We start from the raw sequence: 24,880 nt of genomic DNA on the forward strand, positions 1-24,880 counted from the left end.
AGGTCGAGATAGGCACAGCGCGGCCCCGCGTCACGCCGCGGACGGCGCTGGCGCGCGCCGCCGTCGTCCCCCTGCTCGCAGCGGGGCTGTGTCTCGCGCCGGCCGCTGTGCTCGCGTCCGCCCAGGCGGCGCCGCCGCTGGTCACGGCCGACCCGGTCGACGACGTCAGCAGCCAGGACCGCCCGGTCCGCATCGACGTGGGCCGGTTCGAGCCGCGCGCCGTCACGCCGGGGGCGATGGTGACCGTCACCGGCACGCTCACCAACACCGGCAGCACGCCGATCGGCGACCTCAGCGTCCGGCTGCAGCGCGGCCAGGTCCTCACCACCCGCGACGAGCTGGCCGCCGTGGGCCGCGACCCCGATCCGGCGACCGCGGTGCCGGCCGCGTTCCAGGACGTGCCGGGAGATCTCGACCCCGGCGACGCGCTCGACTTCAGCTACACGATCCCCGCCGACGAACTCCGGCTCGACCGGAACGGCGTCTACCCGGTGCTGCTCAACGTCAACGGCGCCGTGGACGGCGACGAGTTGCGACGCGTGGGTGAGCTGCCGACGTTCCTCGTCCAGCAGCCCGTGCTCCCGGCGTCCCGCACCGCGGTCGGCTGGCTCTGGCCGCTGACCGAGCGCACGCACCGCGGTCCGTCCGGCACCTTCCTCGACGACGGGCTGGCCGACGCGATCGCCGACGGCGGCCGGCTCGACCGCGCGCTGGCCGTCATCGAACGGCTGCCCGGGAGCACCGCACCCGGCAGTACGCAGACCGTGCCCGCGGTCCCGGTCGCCCTGGCCGTCGATCCCGCACTGGTCGAGGAACTCACGCTCATGGCCGCCGGACCGTACCCGGTCGGCGATGCCGAGGACGCCGGGAAGGGCACCGGCGCGGCGGCCGCCTACCTCGACCGGCTGGCCGCGGTCGCCGCCGTGCATCCCGTGGTGGCCCTCTCCTACGGGGACGTGGACGCCGACTCCCTCGACGCGGCCGGACTGTCCGACGTGATCGTCCGCAGCCTCCCGGGCAGCCCGAAGGGCACGGCGCAGGACCCGCCCCCCGACAGCGGTCAGGACGGCGCCGACGAGACGTTCCCCCCTGCCGACGCGACCGGCGCGGTCCCGCCCGAGGCCGGCGCCGACGACACCGCGGCCGGGGCGCGGATCCTCGCCGATGCACTCGACGTCGAGCCCCGCACCGACCTCGCCTGGGCGGCGGACGGGACGCTGCGGCCCGGGACGCTGCTCACCCTGCAGTCCGGCGGCGTCGATCGCGTCGTGCTGAGCAGTGCCGGGCTCACCGACGGCGAGGCCGCCGTCGGGCTCTCGGGCAGCCGCGCCGCTGCCCACACGACCCTGACCACCGCCACCGGGCCCGTCGAGGCGCTGGTGGCCGACCCGACGCTCGGCGACATCGTCGGCACCGCCGAGCAGGCGGCCGGCGGGGCACGCATGGCCGAGCAGCGCTACCTGGCCGAGCTCGCGGTGCTCAGCCTCCAGGCGCCGGCGGGTACGGAGCAGACCGTGCTGGTCGCCCCGCCGCGGAACGTGGACGCCGGACCCGAGGGCGCCGGCGCCATGATGGCCGACACCGCCGGCCTCCCCTGGCTGCGCCCGTCGGGACCCGACGAGCTGTTCGGCGGGCCGAGCACGCCCGCCGGAGAGCTCGCTGCTCCGGCCGAGGCGGTCGCTCTGGAGGCCGCCGGGATGGCCGACGTCGTCGCCGCCGTGGGCCTGCGGGACGACCTCGCCGGAGCCGTGGTCGGCGACGCCGACACCGCGCTGCAGGCCTACGACGCGGCGACCTCCCGGGCCACGTCGGTGGCGTGGCGCACCGATCCCGAGGGCTTCCGCGGCGGCGCGCAGTCCCTCCGGGCGGCGATGGAGCGGCTGCGCGGCAAGGTGACGCTCCTGGCACCGGCGGACGGCACCTACAGCCTGGGGTCCAGCGACGCCCCGCTGGTCCTGACGGTGCGCAACGACCTCCCCATCGCGATCGACGTCAAGCTCGAGGTCAGCACCCGCGGCACCCGTGGGCTGTCGATCGCCGACATCGGCACGCAGACGCTCGCCCCCGGCCAGCGCACGACCCTGCAGGTACCCACCCAGGTGCGCCAGTCCGGGGGGTTCGCGGTCAGCGCGCAGCTCACCACCCCGGACGGCGGCCCGCTCGGCGACCGCATCTCGCTGCAGGTCAAGAGCACCGCCTACGGCTCGATCTCGCTGATGATCACGATCGGGTCGGCCCTGCTGCTCGGCCTGCTGTTCCTGCGCCGGCTGGTCAACTTCGTGCTCCGGCGCCGCCGGGCGGCCGCCGCCGCTCCCGAGGAGAGAGCGCCCGAGGGGATGGCCGGCCTGCAGCCCCCGAACCGGAGCCCGGTGTGAGGGCCGGCCCCGAGGACGACCGCCCGATGACCCAGAGCCCGGACGGCGCAGAGCAGTCCGGTGCGGACGACGCCGCGCGCCGGCCGCACCGCATGCCGCCTCCCCCGCCGCCCCGACCGGCCCGGGAGCGACACAACCGACCTGACGCCGCCTCCGCGTTGCCGCCCCCGCCCTACCGGGCGGCTCCGCCGGCCTCGACACCGTTCGGCGACCCGGGCCAGGCGTCCTCCCTGCCGCCGGTGCCGCCGCCGCAGCCGCGACAGCTCCCCCCGCCACCGCCGCCGGCGGCGCGCAACCGCTGGGTCCCGGCGGCGGCCGACGACACCCAGGTGATGACGTCGCTGCCACCGGTCCCGCGGGGACCGGTCGAGGAGACCGAGGAGGAAGCGGAACGGCGCGAGGGCGCGCCCGGCGCGTCGGGGGGCATCCTGCGCGCCGCCGGGACGATGGCCGTCGCGACCCTGGTCTCCCGGGTCACCGGGCTGCTCCGCACGATCGTGCTGGCCGCGGCCCTCGGCGTGCTCCTGGTCAACGACGCGTACACGACGGCCAACACGCTGCCGAACATCGTCTACGAGCTGCTGCTCGGCGGGGTCCTCACGTCGGTCGTCGTCCCGCTGCTGGTGCACGCCCAGGAGCACGACCGGGAGGGCGGCGTGGGGTACGCGCAACGGCTCGCCACGATCGCCACCGCCGGCCTGGTGGTCGTCACCGCGCTGGCGATCCTGCTCGCACCCCTGCTGACCTCGCTCTACGGCATCACCGACGACCCCGACCAGGTGCGGTTGGCCAACTGGCTGGCCCGGATCCTGCTGGTCGAGATCGTCTTCTACGGCATCGGGGCGCTGGCGCAGGCGATCCTCAACTCCCGCGACGTGTTCGGCCCGCCGGCGTGGGCGCCCGTACTCAACAACGTCGTCGTCATCGTCACCGGACTGCTCTTCATGGCCGCGAGCGGTCCGGGTGACCTCGAGCCCGCGACGCTCACCGACGGGCAGATCTGGCTGCTCGGCGGCGGCACGACGCTCGGCATCGTCGTCCAGGCGCTCGTCCTGCTCCCCGTGCTGAAGAGGGCCGGCGTCCCGCTGCGCCCCCGGTGGGGGCTCAAGAACACCGGGCTGCGCGAGGCCGGCACCCTCGGCCTCTGGGTGATCGGGTACGTCGCGGTGAGCCAGGTCGGCGTCATCGTGGCCACCCGGATCGCCAACGCCGCCACGCGCGAGGGCGGGCTGGGTTCCAGCGCCTTCCAGTACGTGAGCCTGCTGTTCCAGATGCCCTACGGGATCATCGGCGTGGCCCTGCTGACCGCCCTCGTGCCCCGCATGAGCCGCGCCGCCTCCCGCCACGACATCCCCGGCGTCGTCTCCGACCTCTCCCTCGGCACGCGGTTGTCCGCGCTCGGGCTCCTGCCGGTCACCGCGGTCCTGTGCGTCGTCGGCCCCGACCTGGGGATCGTCGCCTTCGCCCGCGGGAACACCAGCGCGGCCGAGGCGGAGGCAATGGGCACCGCGCTCGCGGTCGGCGCCTTCGGGCTGCTGCCTCTGGCAGTCACCCTGCTGCAGCTGCGGGTCTTCTACGCGATGAAGGACGCGCGGACGCCGACGCTCATCCAGGTCGGCATGGTCGCCGTCCGGGTGCCGCTGCTGCTGCTCGTCCCGGCGGTGGCCGAGCCCGACGACGTGGTCGCCGGGCTCATGCTGGTGACCAGCATCACCTACGTCGCGGGGTGGGTCCTGGGGGACCTCGTCCTGCGCCGCCGGCTCGGTGGACTGGCCACCAAGGAGACGTTCGGGCCGGTGGCGCGCATGATCGCCGTGTCGGCCGTAGCCGGGGGCGTCGGCTGGCTGGTCCTGAAGGTGACCGACGACCTGCTCGGCGCGTCGTCGGCAAGCTCGCTCGGGAAGGTGCTGATCGGTACCGTGGTCATCGGCGGCGTGGCTCTGGCAGGTCTCGTGGTCGCCCGCGTTCCGGAGGTCCGGGAGCCCCTGGCTGCCGTCAGGGCCCGGACGGGACGCGGATGACCGATTCCTCGCAGGAGGCGTCGCCGCCGCCGGAGCGCTCGCGCCGGCGGCCGGTTGATGACAGGGGGTCGACAGTGTCGATGACATCGACGACCACCGGCCTTCCCGACCGCTACCGGCCCATCGACCAGGTGGGGCCGGACGAGCCCACGCCCACCGGCGTCATCCAGTGCTGGCGCGCCAAGGACCGGGTCCTCAACCGGGACGTCGCGATCCGCGTGCACACCCCCGCCGGTCCCGCGGCGCACGCCTGGATCAGCCGGGCGCTGACCGCCGGCGGCCTGGCCACCCCCGCGCTGGCGATGGTCTACGACGCCTCCGAGGGCACCGGCGACCCGCAGGCGCCCGGTGGCGCCGCCTACGTCGTCAACGAGTGGATCGACGGGGAGACGCTCGCCGAGCGGCTCAGCCGCGGTCCGATGCCCGACCGCGAGGTCCGCACCGTGCTCCGCCGGCTCGCCGAAGGCGTCGCCGAGGCCCACCGCGTGGGTCTCGCCGTCGGCGGCCTGAGCCCGGAGAACGTCGTCCTGCGCCCGAACGGGCTGGTGGGCCTGCGCGCCGTCCCGGCCGCCACCGGCACCATCGACGGCGACATCGCCGCGCTCGGCGCCCTCCTCGAGGCCTGCCTCACCGGCCTGGCGCCCGGCAGTGACGCCCACCCGCTCAGCGGGCCTTCCGACCTGCTGGCGCTGGTCCGCCGCGCCCGCTCCACCGAGCCCGGTCAGGGACTCTCCAGCGTCGCGGCCATGGCCTCCCTGCTGGCCGAGCGCCCGCGGACCGGCCCGGGCAGCACGTCGTCCGCGCACCAGCACCGCACCGAGCCGCACCGCGACGACACCGACAGCAGCTGGCTGCGCCGGCTCCGGGACCGCCGTCCCGAGGCCTCCCCTGCCGCCGCCGAGGCGAACATCGCGGCCGACGGCGAGGCCGTGCGCCTGGATCCCCACACGATGCCGCCGGTTCCGCGCGTGCGTCCGGTGACCCAGACCGGCGCCCCGCTGTCCGCGGCTGCTCTCGGCGGGGACACGATCGACGCCGGGAGCGTCGCCCCCCGCGCCGGGGCCTACGCGGTTCCCCCCGTGGCGCCCACGCGCCGCCACGGCGCCGCGGAGGAGCAGTCCTGGACCGACCGGGACGAGTCCTTCGACGTGCTCGCGGACGAGGGCTACGGCGAGGGCTACGGCGACACGGGCTACGGCGGCTACGGCGGACCGCCGACCGGCGAGACCGACGTCGACGACGAGGACGGCGCCCGCAGGCACCGCGCCGTGGTCATCGGCCTGCCGCTGCTCGCCCTGATCGTGGTCATCGCGCTGGCCTGGTGGGTCGGCTCGACCGTCCTCGACGTCACCGACTCCGTGGACGAGGTGCAGGGATCGACCCCCTCGTCGAGCTCGTCGGCCGACGGCTCCGCCGAGCCGGGCGGCACCGCGGCCGGCGCCGCCATCCCGATCGTCACCGCCGAGGTGTTCGACCCCTTCGGTGACGGCGAGCCGGAGAACGACGGCGACGTCCCGCTCGCCTACGACGGCGACGCCTCGACGGCGTGGTCGACGCTGGAGTACCGCGGCTCCCCGGCCTTCGGCAACCTCAAGGACGGCGTCGGCCTGCTGCTGGACCTCGGTGAGTCGCAGAGCCTGGCCGGCGTGACCATCGACAGCGTCTCCCCGGGTGCGACGGTGGAGATCCGCACGGCCGACGAGCCCGCCGACGACTTGGACGGCTTCACGCCGGCCGCCGACGGCACCGTGGAGGACGGCGCCGAGTTCGGCTTCGACGAGCCGGTCACCGCCCGCTTCGTGCTCGTCTGGATCACCGGCCTGGTGCAGTCGGAGAACGGCTTCTCCGCCGACATCGCCGAGGTCGCGGTCAACGCAGCCGGCTAGGAGATCGGGGGGTCTCCTGCCGGTGGGGGAGCGGGCGGCGGGGGAATGCCGCCCCTACGATCCTCGTTGTGCAGCCCGTGACGACGAATTTCCCGAGCCCCGGTCCTGCCGTGACGACGGGTGAGATCGAGAACCCCACGATCCCGCCGGCCGAGCATGACGGCGTTCGCGATCTGATCATCATTGGGTCCGGACCGGCGGGGTACACCGCTGCGATCTACGCCGCGCGGGCGAACCTCCACCCCCTGGTGTTCGAGGGTTCGCAGTTCGGCGGCGCCCTGATGACCACCACCGAGGTCGAGAACTTCCCCGGCTTCACCGAGGGCGTCCAGGGCCCGCAGCTCATGGACGACATGCGCACCCAGGCCGAGCGCTTCGGCGCCGAACTGGTCGCACGCGACGTCACCGAGGTCGACCTCACGGCCACCCCGAAGGTCGTCAAGGTCGGCAGCGAGGTGCACCTCGCCCACGCGGTCATCGTCGCCACCGGCTCGAAGTACCGCTACCTCGGCCTGGAGAACGAGGCCCGGCTGCTGGGCCGCGGCGTCTCCGCCTGTGCCACGTGCGACGGCTTCTTCTTCCGCGACCAGGACATCGTGGTCGTGGGCGGTGGCGACTCAGCGATGGAGGAGGCCACCTTCCTCACCCGCTTCGCGAAGAGCGTGACCGTCGTCCACCGGCGTCCCGAGCTGCGAGCGTCGAAGATCATGCAGAAGCGCGCGCAGGACAACGAGAAGATCCAGTGGGCCCTCGGCAAGGCGGTCACCGACGTGCACGGTGAATCCACCGTGTCCGGCGTCGAGCTGACCGATCTCGCGAGCGGCAGCACCGAGACCCTGCCGGTCACCGGCCTGTTCGTGGCCATCGGCCACGACCCCCGCAGCGAACTGTTCGCCGGCCAGCTGAAGCTCGACGACGAGGGCTACATCCAGGTCGAGCACCCCAGCACCCGCACGAACATCGACGGCGTCTTCGCCTGCGGCGACGTGGTCGACCACATCTACCGCCAGGCGATCACGTCCGCCGGCACCGGGGCCGCCGCGGCGATCGACGCCGAGCGCTGGCTCGCCGACACCTTCGACGAGCGCTGACGGGCATACATCTACCGCTCGGCGGGTTAACCCACCGAGCACTTCACCCCAGACAAGAGGGAGAACGACCGATGGCAGGCAACACCGTGACGGTCACCGACACCAGCTTCGCGGCTGACGTGCTGGGCAGCGACAAGCCCGTGCTCGTCGACTTCTGGGCGGAGTGGTGCGGCCCCTGCAAGATGGTGGCCCCGGTCCTCGAGGAGATCGCCGCCGAGCACGGCGACAAGCTGACGATCGCCAAGCTGAACATCGACGAGAACCCGCAGATCGCCCGCGACTACCAGGTGATGTCGATCCCGACGATGACCGTCTTCCAGGGCGGCAAGCCGGTGAAGTCCATCATCGGCGCGAAGCCCAAGGGCGCGATCCTCAACGACCTGGCCGACTACCTGTAGGCCCCCTGCCAGGGCGGCCGTTCCAGTCCCACGAGGCCCATTCGTCCAGCGGACGGATGGGCCTCCGGCCTTTGTGGCCCCCCGGTGGGCCGGGTCCGGCTGCGGGGACGACAATCGGCACACGATGGGAGCCGACAGCGGTATGCAGATTCTGAGACTCGGGGACCGCGGTCCAGCCGTTGCCGATGTGCGCGCCGCACTGCGCAGCCTGGGCCTCCTCGGTGGGCAGGCGACAGCCACAGCCACTGACGGCCCGCTGGCCACCGTCCCGCTCCGGATCGCCCCCATGGAGCGGACCGCTCTCGACACCGCGCCGCTGGAGACCGCGGAGTTCGACTCCGCCACGGAGCTCGCCGTCCGTCACTTCCAGCAGGTGCGCGGCCTGTCGGTCGACGGTCGCGTCGGCGAGGAGACCTACCGGGCGCTCAACGAGGCCCGCTGGTCCCTCGGTGACCGACTGCTGCGCTACGACCCGGAGCGGCCCACTCGCGGCGACGACGTCATCAACCTGCAGGACCGCCTGCACGAGCTGGGCTACGACGCGGGCCCGGTCGACGGGGTCTTCGGCCCCGAGACCGAGGTCGGCCTGCGCACCTTCCAGCGCGACTACGGCCTGACCTCCGACGGCACCTGCGGACCGGCCACCCTGCGCGCGCTCCGCCAGCTGGGCCGCAAGGTCACCGGCGGCCGCCCCCAGCTGCTGCGGCAGAGCGCCTCGTTCGTGGAGAGCGGGCCCCACCTGATCGGCCGGCGCATCGTGGTCGACCCGGGCCACGGCGGTGAGGAGCCCGGGTTCAGCGCGGGGGAGACGACCGAGTCCGACCTGGTGTTCGATCTCGCGTCCCGCATCGAGGGCCGCCTGGCGGCCGCCGGCGCCACCGTGTACCTGACGCGCGGCCGGCACCGGAACCCCTCGCTCGCCGAGCGCACCGCGTTCGCCAACGACGCCCGCGCCGACCTCTTCATCTCCCTGCACCTGGACGCCCACGACTCCGAGCACGCCCGCGGGGTCGCCAGCTACTACTACGGCACGGGCTCCGGGGCTTCCTCCACGGTCGGGGAGCAGTTCGCCAACCTCGCCCGCCGGGAGGTCATCGCCCGGACCGGCATGCTGGACCTCGGCTCGCACCCCAAGACCTGGGACCTGCTGCGGATGACCCGCATGCCCGCGGTCCGCCTCGACTGCGGCTACCTGTCCCACCCGGTGGACCGGCTGCTGCTGCTCGACGCCCGCGTGCGCAGCGCCGTCGCCCACGCCGTCCTGGCCGCCGTGCAGCGCCTGTTCCTCCCCGCCGAGGCCGACCCCCCGACGGGAACGTTCATCCTCGCCAAGCCGCTCTAGGCGGTGACACTGTCGTCCTCCGGACGACACCGCGGCCAGGATCCGTCCCCCGGCTGCGCGGAGCCCAGCCCGTCGCGCCTGCGCGGAACCCTCCGGGCCCCACTCGGCCCGGCGCCTCGCGGGGCGTCTCTCGTTCCGTAGGGGTGTCCTGGACTGGTCCGTCCGCCGTGTCCGCGACGAATGTTCTCGACCTTCTCCTTACACTCGTGAAGGTGCCCACCACTCCGCCCGGCCCTCCCGCCGGTCCCGGTCAGCCGGGGACGCACCTGACGCACGGTGCGCATCCCCACGTCGTGCCGCGCCATCCGCGGCTGGACCCCTTGGCCGACCGGTACGCAGCACGCACGCACGGGATGAAGACCTCGGAGATCCGCGCACTGTTCTCCGTCGTCAGCCGGCCGGAAGTGGTCTCCCTCGCCGGCGGGATGCCGGCCGTCACGGCCCTCCCGCTCGACGTCGTCGGCTCGATGATCGGCGACCTCGTCTCCGGCATGGGCGCCCAGACCCTCCAGTACGGCTCCGGACAGGGCGATCCCCGGCTCCGTGAGCGGATCTGCGACGTCATGGCGCTGGAGGGCATCGCCGATGCCTCCCCCAGCGAGGTCGTCGTCACGGTGGGCTCCCAGCAGGCCCTGGACCTGGTCACCCGCGTGTTCGTCGACCCGGGCGACGTCGTCCTCGCGGAGGGGCCGTCCTACGTCGGCGCGCTCGGCGTCTTCCAGGCCTCGGAGGCCCGCGTCCGGCACGTCGCCATGGACGACCACGGGCTCATCCCGGAGGCCCTCGAGGAGGCACTGATGGCGTGCCGGGCCAACGGCGACCGGGTCAAGTTCCTCTACACCGTGCCGAACTTCCACAACCCGGCCGGGGTGACGCTCTCGGAGGAGCGCCGCGAGGCGATCGTGGCGCTCGCCGAGAAGTACGACCTGCTCATCATCGAGGACAACCCCTACGGCCTGCTCGGCTTCGAGCACGAGCCGCTGCGCGCGTTGCGCGCCCGCAACAGCCAGCGCGTCATCTACCTGGGCTCGTTCTCGAAGACCTTCTCGCCGGGCCTGCGGGTGGGCTGGGTGCTCGCCCCGCTCGCCGTCCGCGAAAAGCTGGTGCTGGCCACCGAGGCGCAGGTGCTGTGCCCGCCGTCGCTGACCCAGTACGCCGTCGCCCGCTACCTGGACACCCAGCCCTGGCGCGAGCAGATCAAGACCTTCACCGAGCTCTACCGGGAGCGCCGGGACGCGTGCCTGGAGTCCCTCGCCGCGCTCATGCCGGCCGGCACCGCCTGGACCCAGCCCGAGGGCGGCTTCTACGTGTGGCTGAAGCTGCCCCACGGTCTGGACGCCAAGCTGATGCAGCCGCGTGCCGTCAACGCGCACGTGGCCTACGTGCCGGGTATCGGCTTCTTCGCCGACGGCAACGGCCGCGAGTACATGCGGCTGTCCTACTGCTACCCCGAACCCGACCAGATCCGTGAGGGCGTGCGCCGGCTGGCCCGGGTCATCGAGGCCGAGCTGGACCTGCACTCGACCTTCGACACCGTCGACACCGGCACCTTCCGTGGCGTGGGCCGGGGTGGCTCCCCGAACATCGTCGGGCCGGCGAACAGCGACACCTACGAGGACGGCCGATGAGCGAGACCGCCCCTGCACCCGCACCGGTAGCCGGGGCCGACCGGCACGCCCTGCGGGCCGTGGTCCTGGCCGGCGGGCTGACCTTCGAGCGGGAGGTCAGCCTCTCCTCGGGCACCCAGGTGTGGGAGGAGCTCGTCCGCGCGGGCGTCGACACCGAGATACGGGACGCCGACTCCGGCCTGCTGCCCGGCCTCGCGGCCGCGCCCGCCGACGCGGTCTTCATCGCGCTCCACGGTGCGACGGGGGAGGACGGCGCCCTGCGCGCCGTGCTCGACCTCGCCGGCGTCCCCTACGTCGGCTCCCCGGCCGCCGCCTGCCGGCTGGCCTGGGACAAGCCCGCCGCGAAGTCCGTCATCCGCTCCGCCGGGGTCACGACGCCGGACTGGGTGGCGCTCCCGCACAGCACCTTCCGCGAGCTCGGCGCCGGCGCCGTCCTGGACCTCATGGTCGCCCGGCTCGGCCTCCCGCTGATGGTGAAGCCGGCCAGCGGCGGATCCGCGCTCGGCGTGCAGAAGGTCAGCCGCGTCGAGGACCTGCCCGCCGCCATGGTCAGCTGCTTCGCCTACGGCGACACGGTCATGGTGGAGCGGTTCGTGGAGGGCGTGGAGCTGGCCCTGTCGGTGATCGACCTCGGCGACGGCCCCGAGGCTCTGCCCGCCGTCGAGATCGTCCCCGAGTCCGGGGTGTTCGACTACACGTCGCGGTACACGCCCGGCCTCACCGAGTACCACACCCCGGCACGGGTCTCCGAGGACGTCGCGGACCGGGCGGCCGCACTCGCGGTGCGGGTGCACGAGGTGCTCGGGCTCGCCGACCTCTCCCGGACCGACGCGATCGTCAGCCCGGACGGCCAGGTCCACTTCCTCGAGGTGAACGTCTCCCCGGGGCTCACCGAGACCTCGATGTTCCCGATGGCGATCGAGGCGGCCGGCTACGAGCTCGGCGAGGTCCTCGCCCGACTGCTCGCACGCCGCGCCGGAAATCGGTAGGGACCGCGTTTCGTCTGTGACGGAAGCGCGGTCAGTCCCGACGTCCGGTGATCTCCGGAGCCATCACGCCGATGATCCGCTGCAGGTCGTCGACCGAACCGAACTCGACGACGATGCGGCCCTTGGCCCGGCCGATCTGGATCTTGACCTTGGTCTCGAACCGATCGGAGAGCCGGGACCCCAGCTCCTCGACTCCCGGGGCGCTGATGTTGCGCGCGCGGCGCTTGGCCGTGGGCCGTTCGGTGGCGGCCATCGCGACGGCCTCCTCCGTGGCGCGGACGCTCATCCCCTCGGCGACGATCCGGGTCGCCAGCGCGTCCTGCGCCTCGGCGTCCGCCAGACCGAGTAGGGCGCGGGCGTGGCCGGCCGAGATCACGCCGGCGGCGACCCGCGTCTGCACCTTCACCGGCAGCTTCATGAGCCGGATCGTGTTCGTCACCTGCGAGCGGCTCCGGCCGATCTTGCTGGCCAGCTCCTCGTGGGTGGCGCCGAACTCCTCGAGCAACTGCTGGTAGGCGGCCGCCTCCTCGAGGGGGTTGAGCTGCACCCGGTGGATGTTCTCCAGCAGGGCGTCCCGGAGCATCGCGTCGTCGGTGGTGTCCCGGACGATGGCCGGCACGGTGTCCAGACCCGCGGCCCGGGCGGCGCGCAGCCGGCGCTCGCCCATGATGAGCTCGTAGCCGCCGTCCGGATTCTCGCGCACCACGATCGGCTGGAGCAGCCCGAACTCCCGCACGGAGTGACTGAGCTCCTCGAGTGACTCCTCGTCGAAGACCTGACGCGGCTGCTTCGGGTTGGGGACGACGTCCTCGACGGACACCTCGCGCAGCTGGGCACCCGGTACCCCGAGCGCACCCTCGGGCTCGGTGGCGCGCGCCGCCAGGGGCGCCGAGAACGGCGACGTCGTCGGGGGAGCGGGCACCAGGCTCACGGCCGGCGCGGACGTGCTCCCGCCGGCCTCGTCAGCACTCTCCGGCGCCGGCTCGGGGGCGGGCGCACTGGTGGGGATGAGTGCAGCCAGCCCTCGGCCCAGGCCGCCGCGCTTGGTCATCGCCGCTCCTCGTTCACGGTGGGGATCGGGCTCGTGGTCACTGACTGTCCTGCCTGCGGTGGAGGTCGGCACCGGCGTCGCTCACGGAGAGGGCGGCGACCGGGGGAGCCGGCGGAGTCGCGCGGCCGCCGGCCCGGTCGATGGGCGGCAGGTCGACGCCCCGCTCGGCGAGCTGGCGGGCCGCCTCGACATAGCTGGTGGAGCCGCGCGAGCCCGGGTCGTAGGTCAGCACCGACTGGCCGTAGCCCGGCGCCTCGGAGACACGGACGTTCCGGGGGATCACGGCCGGCAGGACGACGTCGCCGAAGTGGTTGCGCACCTCGTCGGCCACCTGGTCGGCGAGCTTCGTCCGGCCGTCGTACATCGTCAGCAGGATGGTCCGGACGGCGATCCCCGGATTGAGGTGCTGGCGGACCAGGTCGATGTTGTTGAGCAGCTGGCCCAGACCTTCGAGCGCGTAGTACTCGCACTGGATGGGGATGAGCACCTCGTCGCCGGCCACCAGCGCGTTCAGCGTCAGCAGTCCCAAAGACGGCGGGCAGTCGATCAGCACGTAGTGCGGCCGCTGCTCGGGTGGGAGCCCGTGGACGTAGGCCTCGATGGACCGCCGCAGGCGGTGCTCGCGGGCGACGACGGAGACCAGCTCGATCTCGGCGCCGGCGAGGTCGATCGTCGCGGGGACGCAGAGGAGCTTCGGGCTCGCCGTGGTCGGGTGGACCACCTCGGCCAGTGAGCTGTCGCCGACGAGGGCGTCGTAGACCGAGGGCGTCCCGACGGTGTGCTCGACGCCGAGCGCCGTGCTCGCATTGCCCTGCGGGTCGAGATCGATGACCAGGGTGCGGAGCCCGTAGAGGGCCAGCGCGACGCCGAGGTTCACCGTGGACGTCGTCTTGCCGACGCCGCCCTTCTGGTTGGCGATCGTGATGACGCGGATCCGGTTCGGCGCGGGGAAAGGCTCCTGGTCAGCGGCGTGGAGCACGCGGGTCGCGCGCATCGCCTCCATCGCGATCGGACTGTCGAAGTCCGCCATCCCGCTGGACGCCGCGGCTGACTGATCAGCGGCGAGGCTGCTGCGCAGCCGCTCGCCCGGGTCGGTCATCGCGGATCCCTCCTGCATCGCCGTGTCACACGCATCGCCGTCTCACGCGCTCGCCGTTTCACGTGGATCAGTCTTCCGTGCGATCCGTTTCACGTGGAACGGGTCGGACGGCTGTAGCTGTTCCACGTGGAACGGCGCATCGGCGCGCTCCGGAGAGTCGCCGTCACCGTGGTCCGCGCGTCATGACCACCACGGTAGTGGCAGCGTCCCCGAGGCCCGCACCGACAGCCCGCGGATGTATGTCACGCATGCCCGCGGCCTCGAGTTCGGGGACCAGGGACGGCAACGCCGCGAGTGCGCTCGCCCCCACGAGAGCGACGAGCTGAGTGCCCGGGCGCATCAGCCCGCGGCACCAGCCCACCAGCCGCGGGAGCGGGGCGACCGCCCGAGCGGTGACGACGTCGACCGGGCCAACGGCCGTGGCGACCGACCGCTCCTCGGCGCGGCCCCGGACGACCCGCCAGCGCAGCCCGGCCGGAACGGCGAGCCCGGTCACGACCTCCTCGAGGAACTCCACCCGGCGGGCCATCGGCTCGACCAGCGTCAGCTCGATGTCCGGCCGGGCGAGCCCGAGCGGGATGCCGGGCAGCCCCGCGCCGCTGCCCACGTCGACGACACGGGCGTTCGCCGGCACGGCCTCGGCCACGGCGGCGCTGTTGAGCATGTGCCGCTCCCACAGCCGGGGCACCTCGCGCGGCCCGATCAGCCCCCGCGTGACCCCGTCGGACGCCAGCCGGTCCACGTACTCGGTCGCGACCCCGAGCAGCGCTCCGAAGACCTCGGCCGCACTCTCGGGCGGCGGGGGACTGCCGACGTCCTCAGGACCGGTGCTCTGCTCGGTCACTTGTCGGGCAGGACCACGACTCGACGGTTCGGCTCCTCGCCCTCCGACTCGCTGTGCACGCCGGTGACCGAGGCGATGACGTCGTGGACGACCTTGCGCTCGAACGGGTTCATCGGCGCGAGCCGCTCGGGCTGACCGCTCGAGCCCACGCGGCGGGCGGTCTCCCCGGCCAGCGCCGTGAGGTCGGCCCGGCGCTTCGCGCGGAACTCACCGACGTCCAGCATGAGCCGGCTCCGGACGCCGGTGGACTGGGCCACTGCGAGCCGGGTCAGCTCCTGCAGGGCCTCCAGCGTGGCACCACCCGGCCCGATCAGGTCGTTCAGGCGGCCACCGACGATCGCGACCGAGGCGCGGTCGCCTTCCACGTCGAGGTCGATGTCCCCGTCCACGTCGAGGATGTCCAGCAGACGCTCGAGGTAGTCCCCGGCGACGTCGCCCTCGCGAACGAGCGGGTCGTCGCCCGACTTCCCGCCGTCCTCGTCCGGCTCATCAGCCTCATCGACCTCATCCGTGTCGTCGTCGACGGGCTCGACGACGGCGTCATCGCTGGCGAGGTCGGCATCGGGCAGGGCCGGCTCCCCGTCGCCGTCCTCGGTGTCGAGAGCGGGATCGGAGAGAGCGGTGTCGGACGGGTGCTGCGGTGCACTCACGGAGTTCCTCCCAGGTCGGGGGCGGGCGGCCGGGCTTCCCCGGTGGTCGATGCGCCGGTCGGTCCGGCGGTGGTGCGGGTCGTCTGGTGCGGGGCCGGCGCGCGCCGGTCAGCGGCGCTTGCGCTTCCCACGGTTCTGCGGCGTCTGGCCTGGCTTCGGCGCTGCGCCGGACGGACCCGCCGTCGGAGTGCCGTCGACAGGGTCGGCCTGCGGAGCACTGCCGTTGGCAGCAGCCGTGCCGTCGGGTGCGGCCGGGCCGCCGGTGCCGGTCACGGACGTCGTCGGGCCACCGGGCTTCGGGCGCACCGGCTTGGCGCCCGGCTTCGGCGCGAGGGTGCGCGGGTCGACGACCGGCTTGTCCACGGCGGCCTTCGCCTTGGCGGCGTCGGAGCCGGGCGGCGGCAGCTTCCGGAGGATGAAGAACTGCTGGCCCAGCGTCCACAGGTTGTTGGTGAACCAGTACAGGAGGACGCCGATGGGGAAGAAGAAGCCGGAGACGAAGAGGCTCAGCGGCATGCCGTAGAGCAGCAGCCGCTGGACGGTGGCCGCCTGGCCCTCGACCGGACCGGACCGCTTCATGATCTGCTTCTGCGTGAAGAACGTGGTCACGCACATGATCACGATCAGGACCATCGCGACGATGCGGATGTCCCGGTACGTGGCGATCTCCAGGATCGCGTCCTGCTTGGCACCCACCATGTTGAACGAGGCGGAGATGGGGGCACCGAACAGCTTGGCCCGGGCCGCCTGATCGGTGAGGGTGTCGTCCCAGCTGTACAGACCGTCGGCACCAGGCGCCAGCCGGCGCAGCACGTGGAAGAGGGACAGGAAGACCGGGATCTGCGGGAGGATCGGCAGGCAACCGGCCAGCGGGTTGACCCCGCGCTCCTTCTGCAGCGCCATCATCGCCTGGCTCATGCCCTGGCGGTCGCTGCCGTACTGCTTACGGAGCTTCGCGATCTCCGGCTGGAGCTCCTGCATCGCCCGCTGCGACTTCACCTGCTTGACGAACAGCGGGAACAGGATCAGCCGGACGGTGACGACCAGGAACATGATCGACAGCGCCCAGGTGATGCCGCCTGCGGGGTCCAGGAAGGTGGAGAACAGGGCGTGCCACTGCTTCATCACCCACGAGATCGCGGTGTACAGCCAGTCAAGCAACGGAGGACTCCTCCTGAGGGGTCCGGCGCGGGGCCGGCGGGGTGGCTCGTTCGGTACTGCGGTCACCGCGGGTCTGCGCAGCCTGCGGAGTGGCCGCCCGCGTTGTGCTCGACGAGTGGCTGACGTCTCCGGTTCCGGGAGACGGACGCCGCTCGGGCACGAGGTCGACACCGCCGGGGTGCCAGGGGGCGCACTTTCCCAGCCGGCGCACCGCCAGCCAGGTCCCCCGGCCGGCGCCGTGACGGGCGATGGCCTCCGCGGCGTAGGCGCTGCAGGTCGGGTGGAACCGGCACCGCGGTGGCAGCGCCGGACTGATCGCACGCGAGTAGAAGCCGATCAGGCGCAGCAACACACGGCCGATCATCGCGGCGTCACCGGCTCGCCCAGCAGCCGGTCCAGGCCCGCGACCAGGTCGCGCCGCAGCAGGGTCGATTCCGCGTCGGCGGCCTCGGGACGGGCTCGCACCACCAGGTCGGCGGTGACGGGCAGGCGATGCAGTTCCGCGGCGACGACCGCGCGCAGTCGCCGCGTCACGCGGTGGCGGACCACGGAGTTGCCGACGGCCTTGCCGACCACGAAACCGGCCCGCGCACCGGACGGCGGGACACGGTCACCGCCGCCCGACTGCTCGGGCCGCTCGGGGAGGAAGTGGAGCACCATGGTCGGCCGCCCGGCGCGCCGGCCGGACCGGACGACCGTGGTGAACTCCGGACGCCGGCGCAGGCGTGCCTGCGCGGGCAACACGTCAGGCGGAGAGCTTCTCGCGACCCTTGCGCCGACGGCCGGCGAGGATCGACCGGCCCGCGCGGGTACGCATCCGCAGCCGGAACCCGTGGGTCTTCGACCGACGACGGTTGTTCGGCTGGAACGTGCGCTTGCTCACGAGGTACTCCCACTACACGACATCGGCGGTGCACACCCGCCGGTGGGCGGATGTGCGCGGGCGGTCGGGGTGCACGTCATCGCGCGATCCCCGGCGACCCGGAAGTTGGTCACCGCGGCCGGAACGCACCACGACACCACCCGGAGTCGAGCTGAGACACGGGTAGTGACGGGCGGACCCGTCCACAGACTCCAGCCAGCATAACCGAGGAAACGCCATGTCCGACGACCGGGCGGATCCCGACCGCCCATGGTCCACCCGCAGGCGTCCGGGAGGGTGGCAGCACGCCGAGCCGACGCGCCCGGGCGACGTCCCCGATCGTTGCCGGGCTGTGGACGGGGCTGTTAGCGTCGCCGTCGCTCCGCGTTGGACGTCAGGGTCACGACGCGTGGGCCGACCCCGTCGGTCAACCGACCGCCGTATCGCCCGTTCACCCGCCCGAACCGCTCGTCGACCTGCAGGAATGCGGATCGGCGTCGGACTCGGCGCGGCACCTGGCACGACGTCCCGCCGGCCGTGCACAGCCTGTGGACACCGGTGTGGAACCAGTGCGGAAGCGCGTCCACAGCCGGTGCCGTAGACCTGGGACGGAACGAGCGGTCGCGCCGGAGGTACCGGGAGCGGCCAGGGGTCGACAGCATGGGGAGGAAGTACGGCATGGCCGATGCCACGCTGGACCTGGCGACCGTCTGGGACCAGATCCGCGAGCGGCTGGCGACGAGCCTGTCCCCTCAGCAGAACGCGATGCTGAACCTCACCCGCCCCCTGGGGCTGGTCGAGGACACCGCGGTTCTCGCCGCCCCGAACGAGTTCACCCAGACCGTCCTCGAGTCCCGCATGCGCCGCGTCCTCGCCGAGGCGCTGTCCGAGCAGTTCGGCCGCGACATCCGCGTCGCCGTCCAGCTCGAGGACGCGCCGGCGGAGGCACCGGAGGAGGACCGCGACACGGAGCCGACCCGCCGTCCGTGGTCGGCGGCCGAGGCGCAGCGCGCCGAGGAGGACCGGGCCAGCCGGGATCGGGTCGACGACGGCCGGAGTGCTTTCGGCGTGCGGGCCGACGCCGTGGGCTCGGCCCCCTGGGACCGCGACTCCGGCGGCGAGGAGCCGGCCCGCGGCCCCTCGGAGGTCCGCGAGCTGCGCCCCGTCGACCGCGGCGCCCCGGAGGACTGGGCCACCACCACCTGGGGAGCCGGCGCCGACAGCAACCCGGGCGACCGTGGTTGGGGCGGCGACGGCCGCTCGGCCGAGGTCCTGCCCTTCGACCTGGACGGACCCGGGGGAGACCAGCGGGCCCGGGCCGGAGGCGGCAGTGCCGGCAACAGGGGACGCCGTCCCGAGCCCGGTCGCCCGTCGGGCATGGACCAGGGGCTGAACCCCAAGTACGTCTTCGACTCCTTCGTCATCGGCAACAGCAACCGGTTCGCGCACGCCGCGGCCGTCGCCGTGGCCGAGGCTCCCGCTCGCGCCTACAACCCGCTGTTCATCTACGGCGAGTCCGGGCTGGGCAAGACCCACCTGCTGCACGCGATCGGCCACTACGCGGCGCGCATGTTCCCGAACGTGAAGGTGCGCTACGTCAGCACCGAGGAGTTCACCAACGAGTTCATCAACCTGGTGCACTCCGGCCGGGCCGAGGACTTCCGCCGTCGCTACCGGGACATCGACTTCCTGCTGATCGACGACATCCAGTTCCTCGAGCGGGCCGAGCGGACGCAGGAGGAGTTCTTCCACACGTTCAACACGCTGCACAACGCCAGCAAGCAGATCGTCATCACCTCCGACCGCGCGCCCAAGAAGCTCACGACGCTGGAGGACCGGCTGCGCACACGCTTCGAGTGGGGCCTGATCACCGACGTCCAGGCGCCCGACCTCGAGACCCGCATCGCGATCCTGCGGAAGAAGGCCTGGGGCGAGCGGCTGCAGGTGCCCGACCCGGTCCTGGAGTTCATCGCGAGCAAGGTGCAGACGAACATCCGCGAGCTCGAGGGTGCCCTGATCCGGGTCACCGCCTTCGCCAGCCTGAACAAGCAGCAGGTCGACCTGTCGCTGGCCGAACTCGTGCTGAAGGACCTGATCAGCGACGAGCAGGGCCCGCAGATCACCGCGGCGATCATCATGGCGGCGACCGCGGAGTACTTCACCGTGACGATGGAGGAGCTCCAGGGCGCCAACCGCAGCCGCACGCTGGTCAACGCGCGGCAGATCGCGATGTACCTGTGCCGCGAGCTCACCGAGCTGTCGCTGCCGCGCATCGGCGCCTCGTTCGGCGGCAAGGACCACACCACGGTCATGCACGCGGTCAAGAAGATCACCAACCTGATGAGCGAGCGCCGCGCGACCTACACCCAGGTCACCGAGCTCACCGCCCGCATCAAGAGCCGCGCCCGGCAGTGACATTGCGGTCCGCCGGACCGCACCGCCGCGGGTGCTCGGCTGCTCGGCCGGACACCCTGCGTCAACCCTCGCGCCGGTCGCTGTCCACAGCCGTGTGGACGAGTCGACACGGCTGTCGGGCCGATCTGCACGGTGACAGTCGGCTACCGGCCGGTGACCACGGTCGACTCGTCGAGAAGTTGTCCCCAGGAATGTGCACAGGTTGGGGAGATCTCGTGTGTGCCAGGTCACTTCCGGTCACCGCCGGACAATTCCGGTCGCGAGAGTGCCGCTCCGCGATATCGCCGTCCGGCTCGTTGCCACCTGCCTGACCTGCGGTTATGGCGCATCGGTCGCTCATGTCCGCCGTCCCGCCTCGCACGGCGCCGCCGGCCCGGGCAGAGCCTGGGGACAGAGCAGGGAGTGGCAGGGGACAGGGGGTGGAGTGGCGGCGACCCCGGTGCACAACGGTCGGTTTGTCCACGTGTCGACAACAGGCAGAGGCTGACCACCCACAATGGGCCAACAGGTCGATTCGGGCCTTGAGCAGCGCGAAGGGGTCGGATCCCCAGCTTCCACACGTGTGATGACGAGGATGAGTTAGTTATCTCGATGAATCCTTGAACCACACTCTGGGTGGGGACGCTCCGCTCGAGGGGCCTTCCAGGAGCAGAAATCTCCGAGGGGCCAGAGGTGCACCGGGCGTCCTCCGTGGGACCGGGGTTTCCCCCGGAGGGACCTCAACAGGCACGATGAGCACCGCACCGCGCCGGGGACACATCCGCCGTCGCCGGGCATCGAGGACGCTGACGAGATCGGGTGGGTCGAGAGATGAAGTTCCGGGTGGCACGTGAGGTGCTCGCCGACGCCGTCGCCTGGACGGCGCGCAGCCTGCCGCCGCGCCCGTCGGTGCCCGTCCTCGCCGGGATCCTGCTCGAGGTCGACGGCAACCAGCTCTCGGTCTCGGGCTTCGACTACGAGGTGTCCGCACGGGCCGAGGTCGACGTGCACGCCACCGAGGGCGGCCGCGTCCTCGTACCCGGCCGGCTGCTCGCCGAGATCACCCGGGCGCTGCCGCCGCATCCGGTGGAGATCACCGCCGAGGGGCCGCGGTTGTCCATCGCGTGCAGCAACGCCCGCTTCAGCCTGCCGACGCTGCCGGTCGAGGACTACCCCTCGCTGCCGTCCATGCCGTCGTCGGCCGGGCTGGTCGACAGCGACGTCTTCGCCGAGGCGGTCAGTCAGGTCGCCGTCGCCGCCGGCCGCGACGACACCCTGCCGATGCTCACCGGCGTCCGCCTGGAGATCGAGGACGACCTGATCACGCTCGCGGCGACCGACCGCTACCGGCTCGCCGTCCGTGAGTTCGCCTGGCGACCGGAGACGCCGGGGGTGTCCGCGGCCGTGCTGGTTCCCGCGCGCACGCTGGCCGACGCCGCCAAGACGCTGACCAGTGGTCCGGAGATCACCCTGTCGCTGTCGTCCGGCAGCTCGGGCGAGGGCATCCTGGGCCTGTCCGGCAAGGACCGGCAGACGACGACGCGACTGCTCGACGCCGAGTTCGTGAAGTACCGGGCGATCATGCCGAGCGAGTCCGCCGCGCACGCTCTCCTGCCGGTCGGGCTGTTCACCGACGCCGCCAAGCGCGTCGCCCTGGTCGCCGAGCGCGGCACCCCGCTGCGCTGCGAGTTCACCCCTGGTCAGGTGACGCTGCGGGCCGGCGGCACCGACGACGAGGGCCAGGCCGAGGAGCGTTGCGACGTGGAGTTCGACGGCGAGCCGCTGACCATCGGCTTCAACCCGACGTTCCTGCTGGACGGGCTGGCGGCGGTGCACACCGAGCGGGCGCGGATGGACTTCACCAGTCCGCTCAAGCCCGCCGTCCTCTCGGGGGTCGACGAGCCGGCCACCGACGACGGGCAGAGCAAGCCGGCCGAGCGCCCCGGCAGCTACCGCTACCTGATCATGCCGGTGCGGCTGCCCGGATAAGGAGAACCCTTCTGCCCCACCGCTCGCGGCCCCTGCAGGAGGGCCGCCCGCCGGGCACGATGACAGGCGAAGACGTCGCGACGAGAAGAGGGACATCGTGCAGCTGGGGCTGATCGGGCTGGGCAAGATGGGCGGCAACATGGCCGAGCGGATCCGCCGCGGCGGCCACGAGGTGGTCGGGTTCGATCACCACCCGGGCAAGCGCAACGTGGACAGCCTGCCGGCGCTCGTCGAGGCGCTGGCCGCCCCGCGGGTCGTCTGGGTGATGGTGCCGTCCGGCGAGCCCACCCGGGCCACGGTCAAGGAGCTGGGCGATCTGCTCAGCCCCGGGGACGTCGTCGTCGACGGCGGGAACTCGAAGTTCACCGACGACCAGGTGCACGACGTCATGCTCCGCGAGAAGGGCATCGGCTACATCGACGCCGGGGTCTCCGGTGGGGTCTGGGGCCTGGAGAACGGCTACGCGCTGATGGTCGGCGGCAGCAAGGACGACGTCGCCAAGGTGCAGCCGATCTTCGACGCGCTGCGACCGCCGGCGCCCCAGGACGAGTCCGGCCAGGAGATGCCGGGTGCGGGCTTCGTGCACGCCGGTCCGGTGGGCGCCGGGCACTTCAGCAAGATGGTCCACAACGGCATCGAGTACGCGATGATGCAGGCCTACGGCGAGGGCTACGAGCTGCTGGCCGCCGTCGACCTGATCGAGGACGTCCCGGGTGTCATCGCCTCGTGGACCCAGGGCACCGTCATCCGGTCCTGGCTGCTGGACCTGCTGGTCCGGGCGCTGCAGGAGGACCCCGACCTCGAGCAGATCACCGGCTACGCGGAGGACTCCGGCGAGGGCCGGTGGACCGTCGAGCAGGGCATCGAGAACGCCGTCCCGATGCCGACGATCGCGGCCTCGCTGTTCGCCCGCTTCGTCTCCCGCCAGGACGACTCCCCGACCATGAAGGCCGTCGCGGCGCTGCGCCAGCAGTTCGGCGGGCACGCGGTGCACGCCGTCCAGGCGCAGGAGGCCGAGAAGCCGGCATGAGAAAGGACCACCCTTCCCCCCACGCCTCGGGGAAGGACCCCGTCCTCCCCACCCCTCGCAGGCTCGGGGCGGTGCCCTGGACGGGGCCTGCCGTGCAGGGCGGCCGTTCCTGACGTGTACGTCCGGCATCTGCAGCTCGGCTCGTTCCGCAGTTGGGAGCGGGTGGACCTCGCGCTCGGTCCCGGCCCCACGGTGTTCGTCGGCCGCAACGGCGAGGGCAAGACCAACCTGGTCGAGGCGGTCGGCTACCTGGCCACCATGAGCAGCCACCGGGTCTCCTCCGACGCCCCGCTGGTGCGCCACGGCGACACGCAGGCGGTCGTGCGGGCAGCGCTCCGCCGGGGTGACCGCGAGCTCCTCGTGGAGATCGAGATCAACCCCGGCCGGGCCAACCGGGTCCGGGTCAACCGCGCGCCGCTCCCCCGCCCGCGGGAGCTGCTCGGCCTGGTGCGCACGGTGCTGTTCGCGCCCGAGGACCTCGCGCTGGTGCGCGGCGACCCGACCGAGCGCCGGCGGTTCCTGGACGACCTCCTGGTCACCCGCACGCCACGGCTGGCCGGTGTCCGGGCCGACTACGACCGCGTCCTCAAGCAGCGCAACGCCCTGCTGAAGACCGCCCGCCTTGCCCGGGGCAAGGCGATCGAGACCCTCGACGTCTGGGACGGGCACCTCACCGACTTCGGCGGACAGCTGCTCGCCGCGCGCCTGCAGCTGGTCGCCGACCTCGCGCCACACATGGCCAGCTCCTACGCCGAGGTCGCCGGCGAAGGGGCCACCATCGCCGGCCTCGGCTACTCGTCGACCGTGCCACTGGCCGGCGACGGCAGCGCGCTCGTGCCCGGGACGACGCTCCCGACGGTGGCCGAGCTGACGGCGGCGATGCGCGAGCGGGTGGCCGAGCGCCGCAACGACGAGCTGGACCGCGGGATGACCCTGGTCGGGCCGCACCGGGACGACGTCGTCCTCCACCTGGGACCGGCGCCGGCCAAGGGCTTCGCCAGCCACGGGGAGTCCTGGTCGCTCGCGCTCGCGCTGAAGCTCGCGACCTTCGCCCTCTTGAGGGCCGAGGGCGAGGACCCCATCCTCATCCTGGACGACGTCTTCGCGACCCTCGACGCCGAGCGGCGGGCGGCGCTCGCATCGGTGGCCCGGTCGGCCGAGCAGACGCTGATCACCGCGGCGGTGGTCGACGACGTCCCGGCCGAGCTGCGCGGCGCCCGCGTCGAGGTGGGAGACGCCATCGCCGTCCTGGTGAAGGAGTCGATCCCTGCCGGTGAGGGGAGCCTGTCGTGAGTGACGAGCGGCCGGCCCGGCCCAGCGACATCGCCCGGGCCGCGCTGGAGGCCGCGCGGGCCGCCTCGGCCGCCCGCCCGCAGCCCACCCGGCGGCGGATCGCCGGACCCCGACGGAAGTGGACCGGAGCCGGACCCGGTGCCGACGACCCCCAGCCGCTGGGCCGGCTCGTCGACTCCCTGGTGAACGAGCAGGACTGGTCGGAACGGACCCGCGTCGGCGCGGTGTTCGGCCGGTGGTCGGCACTGGTCGGGCCCGAGATCGCGGCGCACTGCGCACCGCAGAGCCTCAGCGAGGGCGAACTGCTCGTCGTCGCCGAGTCCACGGCCTGGGCCACGCAGCTGCGGCTGCTCGCACCGTCGATCCTCGGCAAGCTGCATGCTCAGGTGGGCGGGGACGTCGTGACCCGGTTGCGCGTTGTCGGGCCGACGGCTCCCAGTTGGAAGAAGGGTCCGCGCACGGTGCGCGGGCGAGGGCCGCGGGACACGTACGGCTAGGTCGGAACCGAGCGAGCCGACGGACACCGACGCAGACAGAAGGGCAGCGATGAGCACGCCGCGGGACCGTGACCAGCCCGACGAGGGCTTCGACCCGGCATCCGCCGAGGGCAGCGGATGGCGCGAGCCGGAGCACCTGGGGAGCGGCGAGCCCGCTGCCGACGAGGCTCCCGAGCCCGCCCGGCCGGCCGAGCCCACCTCCTGGGAACCGCCCGGCTGGAACCTGCCGCCGGCCGCCCCCGGCCGCACGCCACCGGCGTCGGAGACCGGGCCGCCGCCC

General features: G+C 72.9%; 21 protein-coding genes and 1 pseudogene. 14 read left to right on the plus strand and 8 right to left on the minus strand.

The features are described 5' to 3' along the window. Nucleotides 1-47: 47 nt before the first annotated feature. The 8 genes from E4P38_RS22915 to E4P38_RS12170 all read left to right on the plus strand — a co-directional run bounded on the left by E4P38_RS22915 (nucleotide 48) and on the right by E4P38_RS12170 (nucleotide 11,730). Nucleotides 48-2,375, plus strand: coding sequence for a DUF6049 family protein (locus tag E4P38_RS22915; protein WP_280791076.1), 2,328 nt, complete (start codon nucleotides 48-50; stop codon nucleotides 2,373-2,375). Nucleotides 2,376-2,401: 26 nt separating this feature from the next. After that, nucleotides 2,402-4,396 carry a murein biosynthesis integral membrane protein MurJ gene (gene murJ / locus E4P38_RS12140; protein WP_245160972.1) on the plus strand — a complete coding sequence of 665 codons (1,995 nt, stop codon included), beginning with the start codon at nucleotides 2,402-2,404 and terminating at the stop codon, nucleotides 4,394-4,396. A gap of 80 nt (nucleotides 4,397-4,476) precedes the next feature. Beyond that, nucleotides 4,477-6,282 carry a protein kinase family protein gene (locus tag E4P38_RS12145; protein ID WP_135132062.1) on the plus strand — a complete coding sequence of 602 codons (1,806 nt, stop codon included), beginning with the start codon at nucleotides 4,477-4,479 and terminating at the stop codon, nucleotides 6,280-6,282. Nucleotides 6,283-6,392: 110 nt separating this feature from the next. After that, nucleotides 6,393-7,373: a thioredoxin-disulfide reductase gene (gene trxB / locus E4P38_RS12150; protein ID WP_135132063.1), complete on the plus strand. Its 981-nt coding sequence runs from the start codon at nucleotides 6,393-6,395 to the stop codon at nucleotides 7,371-7,373. Nucleotides 7,374-7,444: 71 nt separating this feature from the next. Then, nucleotides 7,445-7,771 carry a thioredoxin gene (gene trxA, locus E4P38_RS12155; RefSeq protein ID WP_135132064.1) on the plus strand — a complete coding sequence of 109 codons (327 nt, stop codon included), beginning with the start codon at nucleotides 7,445-7,447 and terminating at the stop codon, nucleotides 7,769-7,771. 142 nt (nucleotides 7,772-7,913) lie between these two features. Next, nucleotides 7,914-9,113 (plus strand): N-acetylmuramoyl-L-alanine amidase, encoded by a 1,200-nt coding sequence (locus E4P38_RS12160; RefSeq protein WP_135132065.1) that lies wholly within the window; start codon nucleotides 7,914-7,916, stop codon nucleotides 9,111-9,113. Nucleotides 9,114-9,325: 212 nt separating this feature from the next. Then, nucleotides 9,326-10,741 carry a PLP-dependent aminotransferase family protein gene (locus tag E4P38_RS12165; protein WP_245160973.1) on the plus strand — a complete coding sequence of 472 codons (1,416 nt, stop codon included), beginning with the start codon at nucleotides 9,326-9,328 and terminating at the stop codon, nucleotides 10,739-10,741. Beyond that, nucleotides 10,738-11,730 (plus strand): D-alanine--D-alanine ligase, encoded by a 993-nt coding sequence (locus E4P38_RS12170; RefSeq protein ID WP_135132066.1) that lies wholly within the window; start codon nucleotides 10,738-10,740, stop codon nucleotides 11,728-11,730. The genes E4P38_RS12165 and E4P38_RS12170 overlap by 4 nt, the downstream gene beginning before the upstream one ends. A gap of 31 nt (nucleotides 11,731-11,761) precedes the next feature. Here E4P38_RS12170 and E4P38_RS12175 read toward each other — a convergent pair whose 3' ends face one another. From E4P38_RS12175 to rpmH, 8 genes are all read right to left on the minus strand, one after another. Continuing rightward, on the minus strand, nucleotides 11,762-12,781 hold the full coding sequence (locus E4P38_RS12175) for a ParB/RepB/Spo0J family partition protein (RefSeq protein WP_135132067.1): 1,020 nt from the start codon (nucleotides 12,779-12,781) through the stop codon (nucleotides 11,762-11,764). 37 nt (nucleotides 12,782-12,818) lie between these two features. Further along, nucleotides 12,819-13,880, minus strand: coding sequence for a ParA family protein (locus tag E4P38_RS12180; RefSeq protein WP_135132068.1), 1,062 nt, complete (start codon nucleotides 13,878-13,880; stop codon nucleotides 12,819-12,821). A 163-nt stretch (nucleotides 13,881-14,043) separates the two neighbouring features. Continuing rightward, on the minus strand, nucleotides 14,044-14,724 hold the full coding sequence (rsmG, locus tag E4P38_RS12185) for a 16S rRNA (guanine(527)-N(7))-methyltransferase RsmG (RefSeq protein ID WP_135132069.1): 681 nt from the start codon (nucleotides 14,722-14,724) through the stop codon (nucleotides 14,044-14,046). Next, nucleotides 14,721-15,374, minus strand: a complete 654-nt coding sequence (locus tag E4P38_RS12190; RefSeq protein ID WP_245160974.1) for a protein jag — start codon at nucleotides 15,372-15,374, stop codon at nucleotides 14,721-14,723. The genes rsmG and E4P38_RS12190 overlap by 4 nt, the downstream gene beginning before the upstream one ends. A gap of 108 nt (nucleotides 15,375-15,482) precedes the next feature. After that, on the minus strand, nucleotides 15,483-16,535 hold the full coding sequence (yidC, locus tag E4P38_RS12195) for a membrane protein insertase YidC (protein WP_135132070.1): 1,053 nt from the start codon (nucleotides 16,533-16,535) through the stop codon (nucleotides 15,483-15,485). Beyond that, nucleotides 16,528-16,899 carry a membrane protein insertion efficiency factor YidD gene (yidD, locus tag E4P38_RS12200; RefSeq protein WP_135132071.1) on the minus strand — a complete coding sequence of 124 codons (372 nt, stop codon included), beginning with the start codon at nucleotides 16,897-16,899 and terminating at the stop codon, nucleotides 16,528-16,530. Before yidD ends, yidC begins: the two co-directional genes overlap by 8 nt. Continuing rightward, nucleotides 16,896-17,279, minus strand: a complete 384-nt coding sequence (gene rnpA / locus E4P38_RS12205) for a ribonuclease P protein component (protein WP_135132072.1) — start codon at nucleotides 17,277-17,279, stop codon at nucleotides 16,896-16,898. Before rnpA ends, yidD begins: the two co-directional genes overlap by 4 nt. A 1-nt stretch (nucleotide 17,280) precedes the next feature. Then, nucleotides 17,281-17,418: a 50S ribosomal protein L34 gene (rpmH, locus tag E4P38_RS12210; protein WP_135132073.1), complete on the minus strand. Its 138-nt coding sequence runs from the start codon at nucleotides 17,416-17,418 to the stop codon at nucleotides 17,281-17,283. Between the two features lie 657 nt (nucleotides 17,419-18,075). Between rpmH and dnaA the strand changes: the two genes are divergently transcribed. The 6 genes and pseudogenes from dnaA to E4P38_RS12240 all read left to right on the plus strand — a co-directional run. Further along, nucleotides 18,076-19,812: a chromosomal replication initiator protein DnaA gene (gene dnaA / locus E4P38_RS12215; protein ID WP_135132074.1), complete on the plus strand. Its 1,737-nt coding sequence runs from the start codon at nucleotides 18,076-18,078 to the stop codon at nucleotides 19,810-19,812. Nucleotides 19,813-20,610: 798 nt separating this feature from the next. After that, the gene (dnaN, locus tag E4P38_RS12220; RefSeq protein ID WP_245160975.1) at nucleotides 20,611-21,780 is read left to right on the plus strand and encodes a DNA polymerase III subunit beta; all 1,170 of its coding nucleotides are present in this window, start codon (nucleotides 20,611-20,613) and stop codon (nucleotides 21,778-21,780) included. 97 nt (nucleotides 21,781-21,877) lie between these two features. Next, nucleotides 21,878-22,810, plus strand: coding sequence for a phosphogluconate dehydrogenase (NAD(+)-dependent, decarboxylating) (gene gnd / locus E4P38_RS12225; protein ID WP_135132075.1), 933 nt, complete (start codon nucleotides 21,878-21,880; stop codon nucleotides 22,808-22,810). A 114-nt stretch (nucleotides 22,811-22,924) separates the two neighbouring features. Further along, the gene (recF, locus tag E4P38_RS12230; RefSeq protein WP_135132076.1) at nucleotides 22,925-24,103 is read left to right on the plus strand and encodes a DNA replication/repair protein RecF; all 1,179 of its coding nucleotides are present in this window, start codon (nucleotides 22,925-22,927) and stop codon (nucleotides 24,101-24,103) included. After that, complete coding sequence (locus tag E4P38_RS12235) at nucleotides 24,100-24,600, plus strand: DciA family protein (protein WP_135132077.1); 501 nt, start codon at nucleotides 24,100-24,102, stop codon at nucleotides 24,598-24,600. Before recF ends, E4P38_RS12235 begins: the two co-directional genes overlap by 4 nt. Nucleotides 24,601-24,649: 49 nt before the next feature. After that, a pseudogene (locus E4P38_RS12240) lies at nucleotides 24,650-24,880 on the plus strand (hypothetical protein); the annotation flags it as partial.

The sequence above is a fragment of the Blastococcus sp. CT_GayMR16 genome, from assembly GCF_004570875.1.
In the GTDB taxonomy this organism is placed as follows: Bacteria; Actinomycetota; Actinomycetes; order Mycobacteriales; family Geodermatophilaceae; genus Blastococcus_B.

What these genes read in the sequence shown, in the direction of transcription:
- trxA (WP_135132064.1), top strand. Translation starts at nt 7,445, where the DNA reads ATGGCAGGCAACACCGTGACGGTCACCGACACCAGCTTCGCGGCTGAC.
- E4P38_RS12180 (WP_135132068.1), bottom strand. Translation starts at nt 13,880, where the DNA reads ATGACCGACCCGGGCGAGCGGCTGCGCAGCAGCCTCGCCGCTGATCAG.
- murJ (WP_245160972.1), top strand. Translation starts at nt 2,402, where the DNA reads ATGACCCAGAGCCCGGACGGCGCAGAGCAGTCCGGTGCGGACGACGCC.
- E4P38_RS12175 (WP_135132067.1), bottom strand. Translation starts at nt 12,781, where the DNA reads ATGACCAAGCGCGGCGGCCTGGGCCGAGGGCTGGCTGCACTCATCCCC.
- E4P38_RS12145 (WP_135132062.1), top strand. Translation starts at nt 4,477, where the DNA reads ATGACATCGACGACCACCGGCCTTCCCGACCGCTACCGGCCCATCGAC.
- E4P38_RS12170 (WP_135132066.1), top strand. Translation starts at nt 10,738, where the DNA reads ATGAGCGAGACCGCCCCTGCACCCGCACCGGTAGCCGGGGCCGACCGG.
- E4P38_RS12160 (WP_135132065.1), top strand. Translation starts at nt 7,914, where the DNA reads ATGCAGATTCTGAGACTCGGGGACCGCGGTCCAGCCGTTGCCGATGTG.
- dnaA (WP_135132074.1), top strand. Translation starts at nt 18,076, where the DNA reads ATGGCCGATGCCACGCTGGACCTGGCGACCGTCTGGGACCAGATCCGC.
- yidD (WP_135132071.1), bottom strand. Translation starts at nt 16,899, where the DNA reads ATGATCGGCCGTGTGTTGCTGCGCCTGATCGGCTTCTACTCGCGTGCG.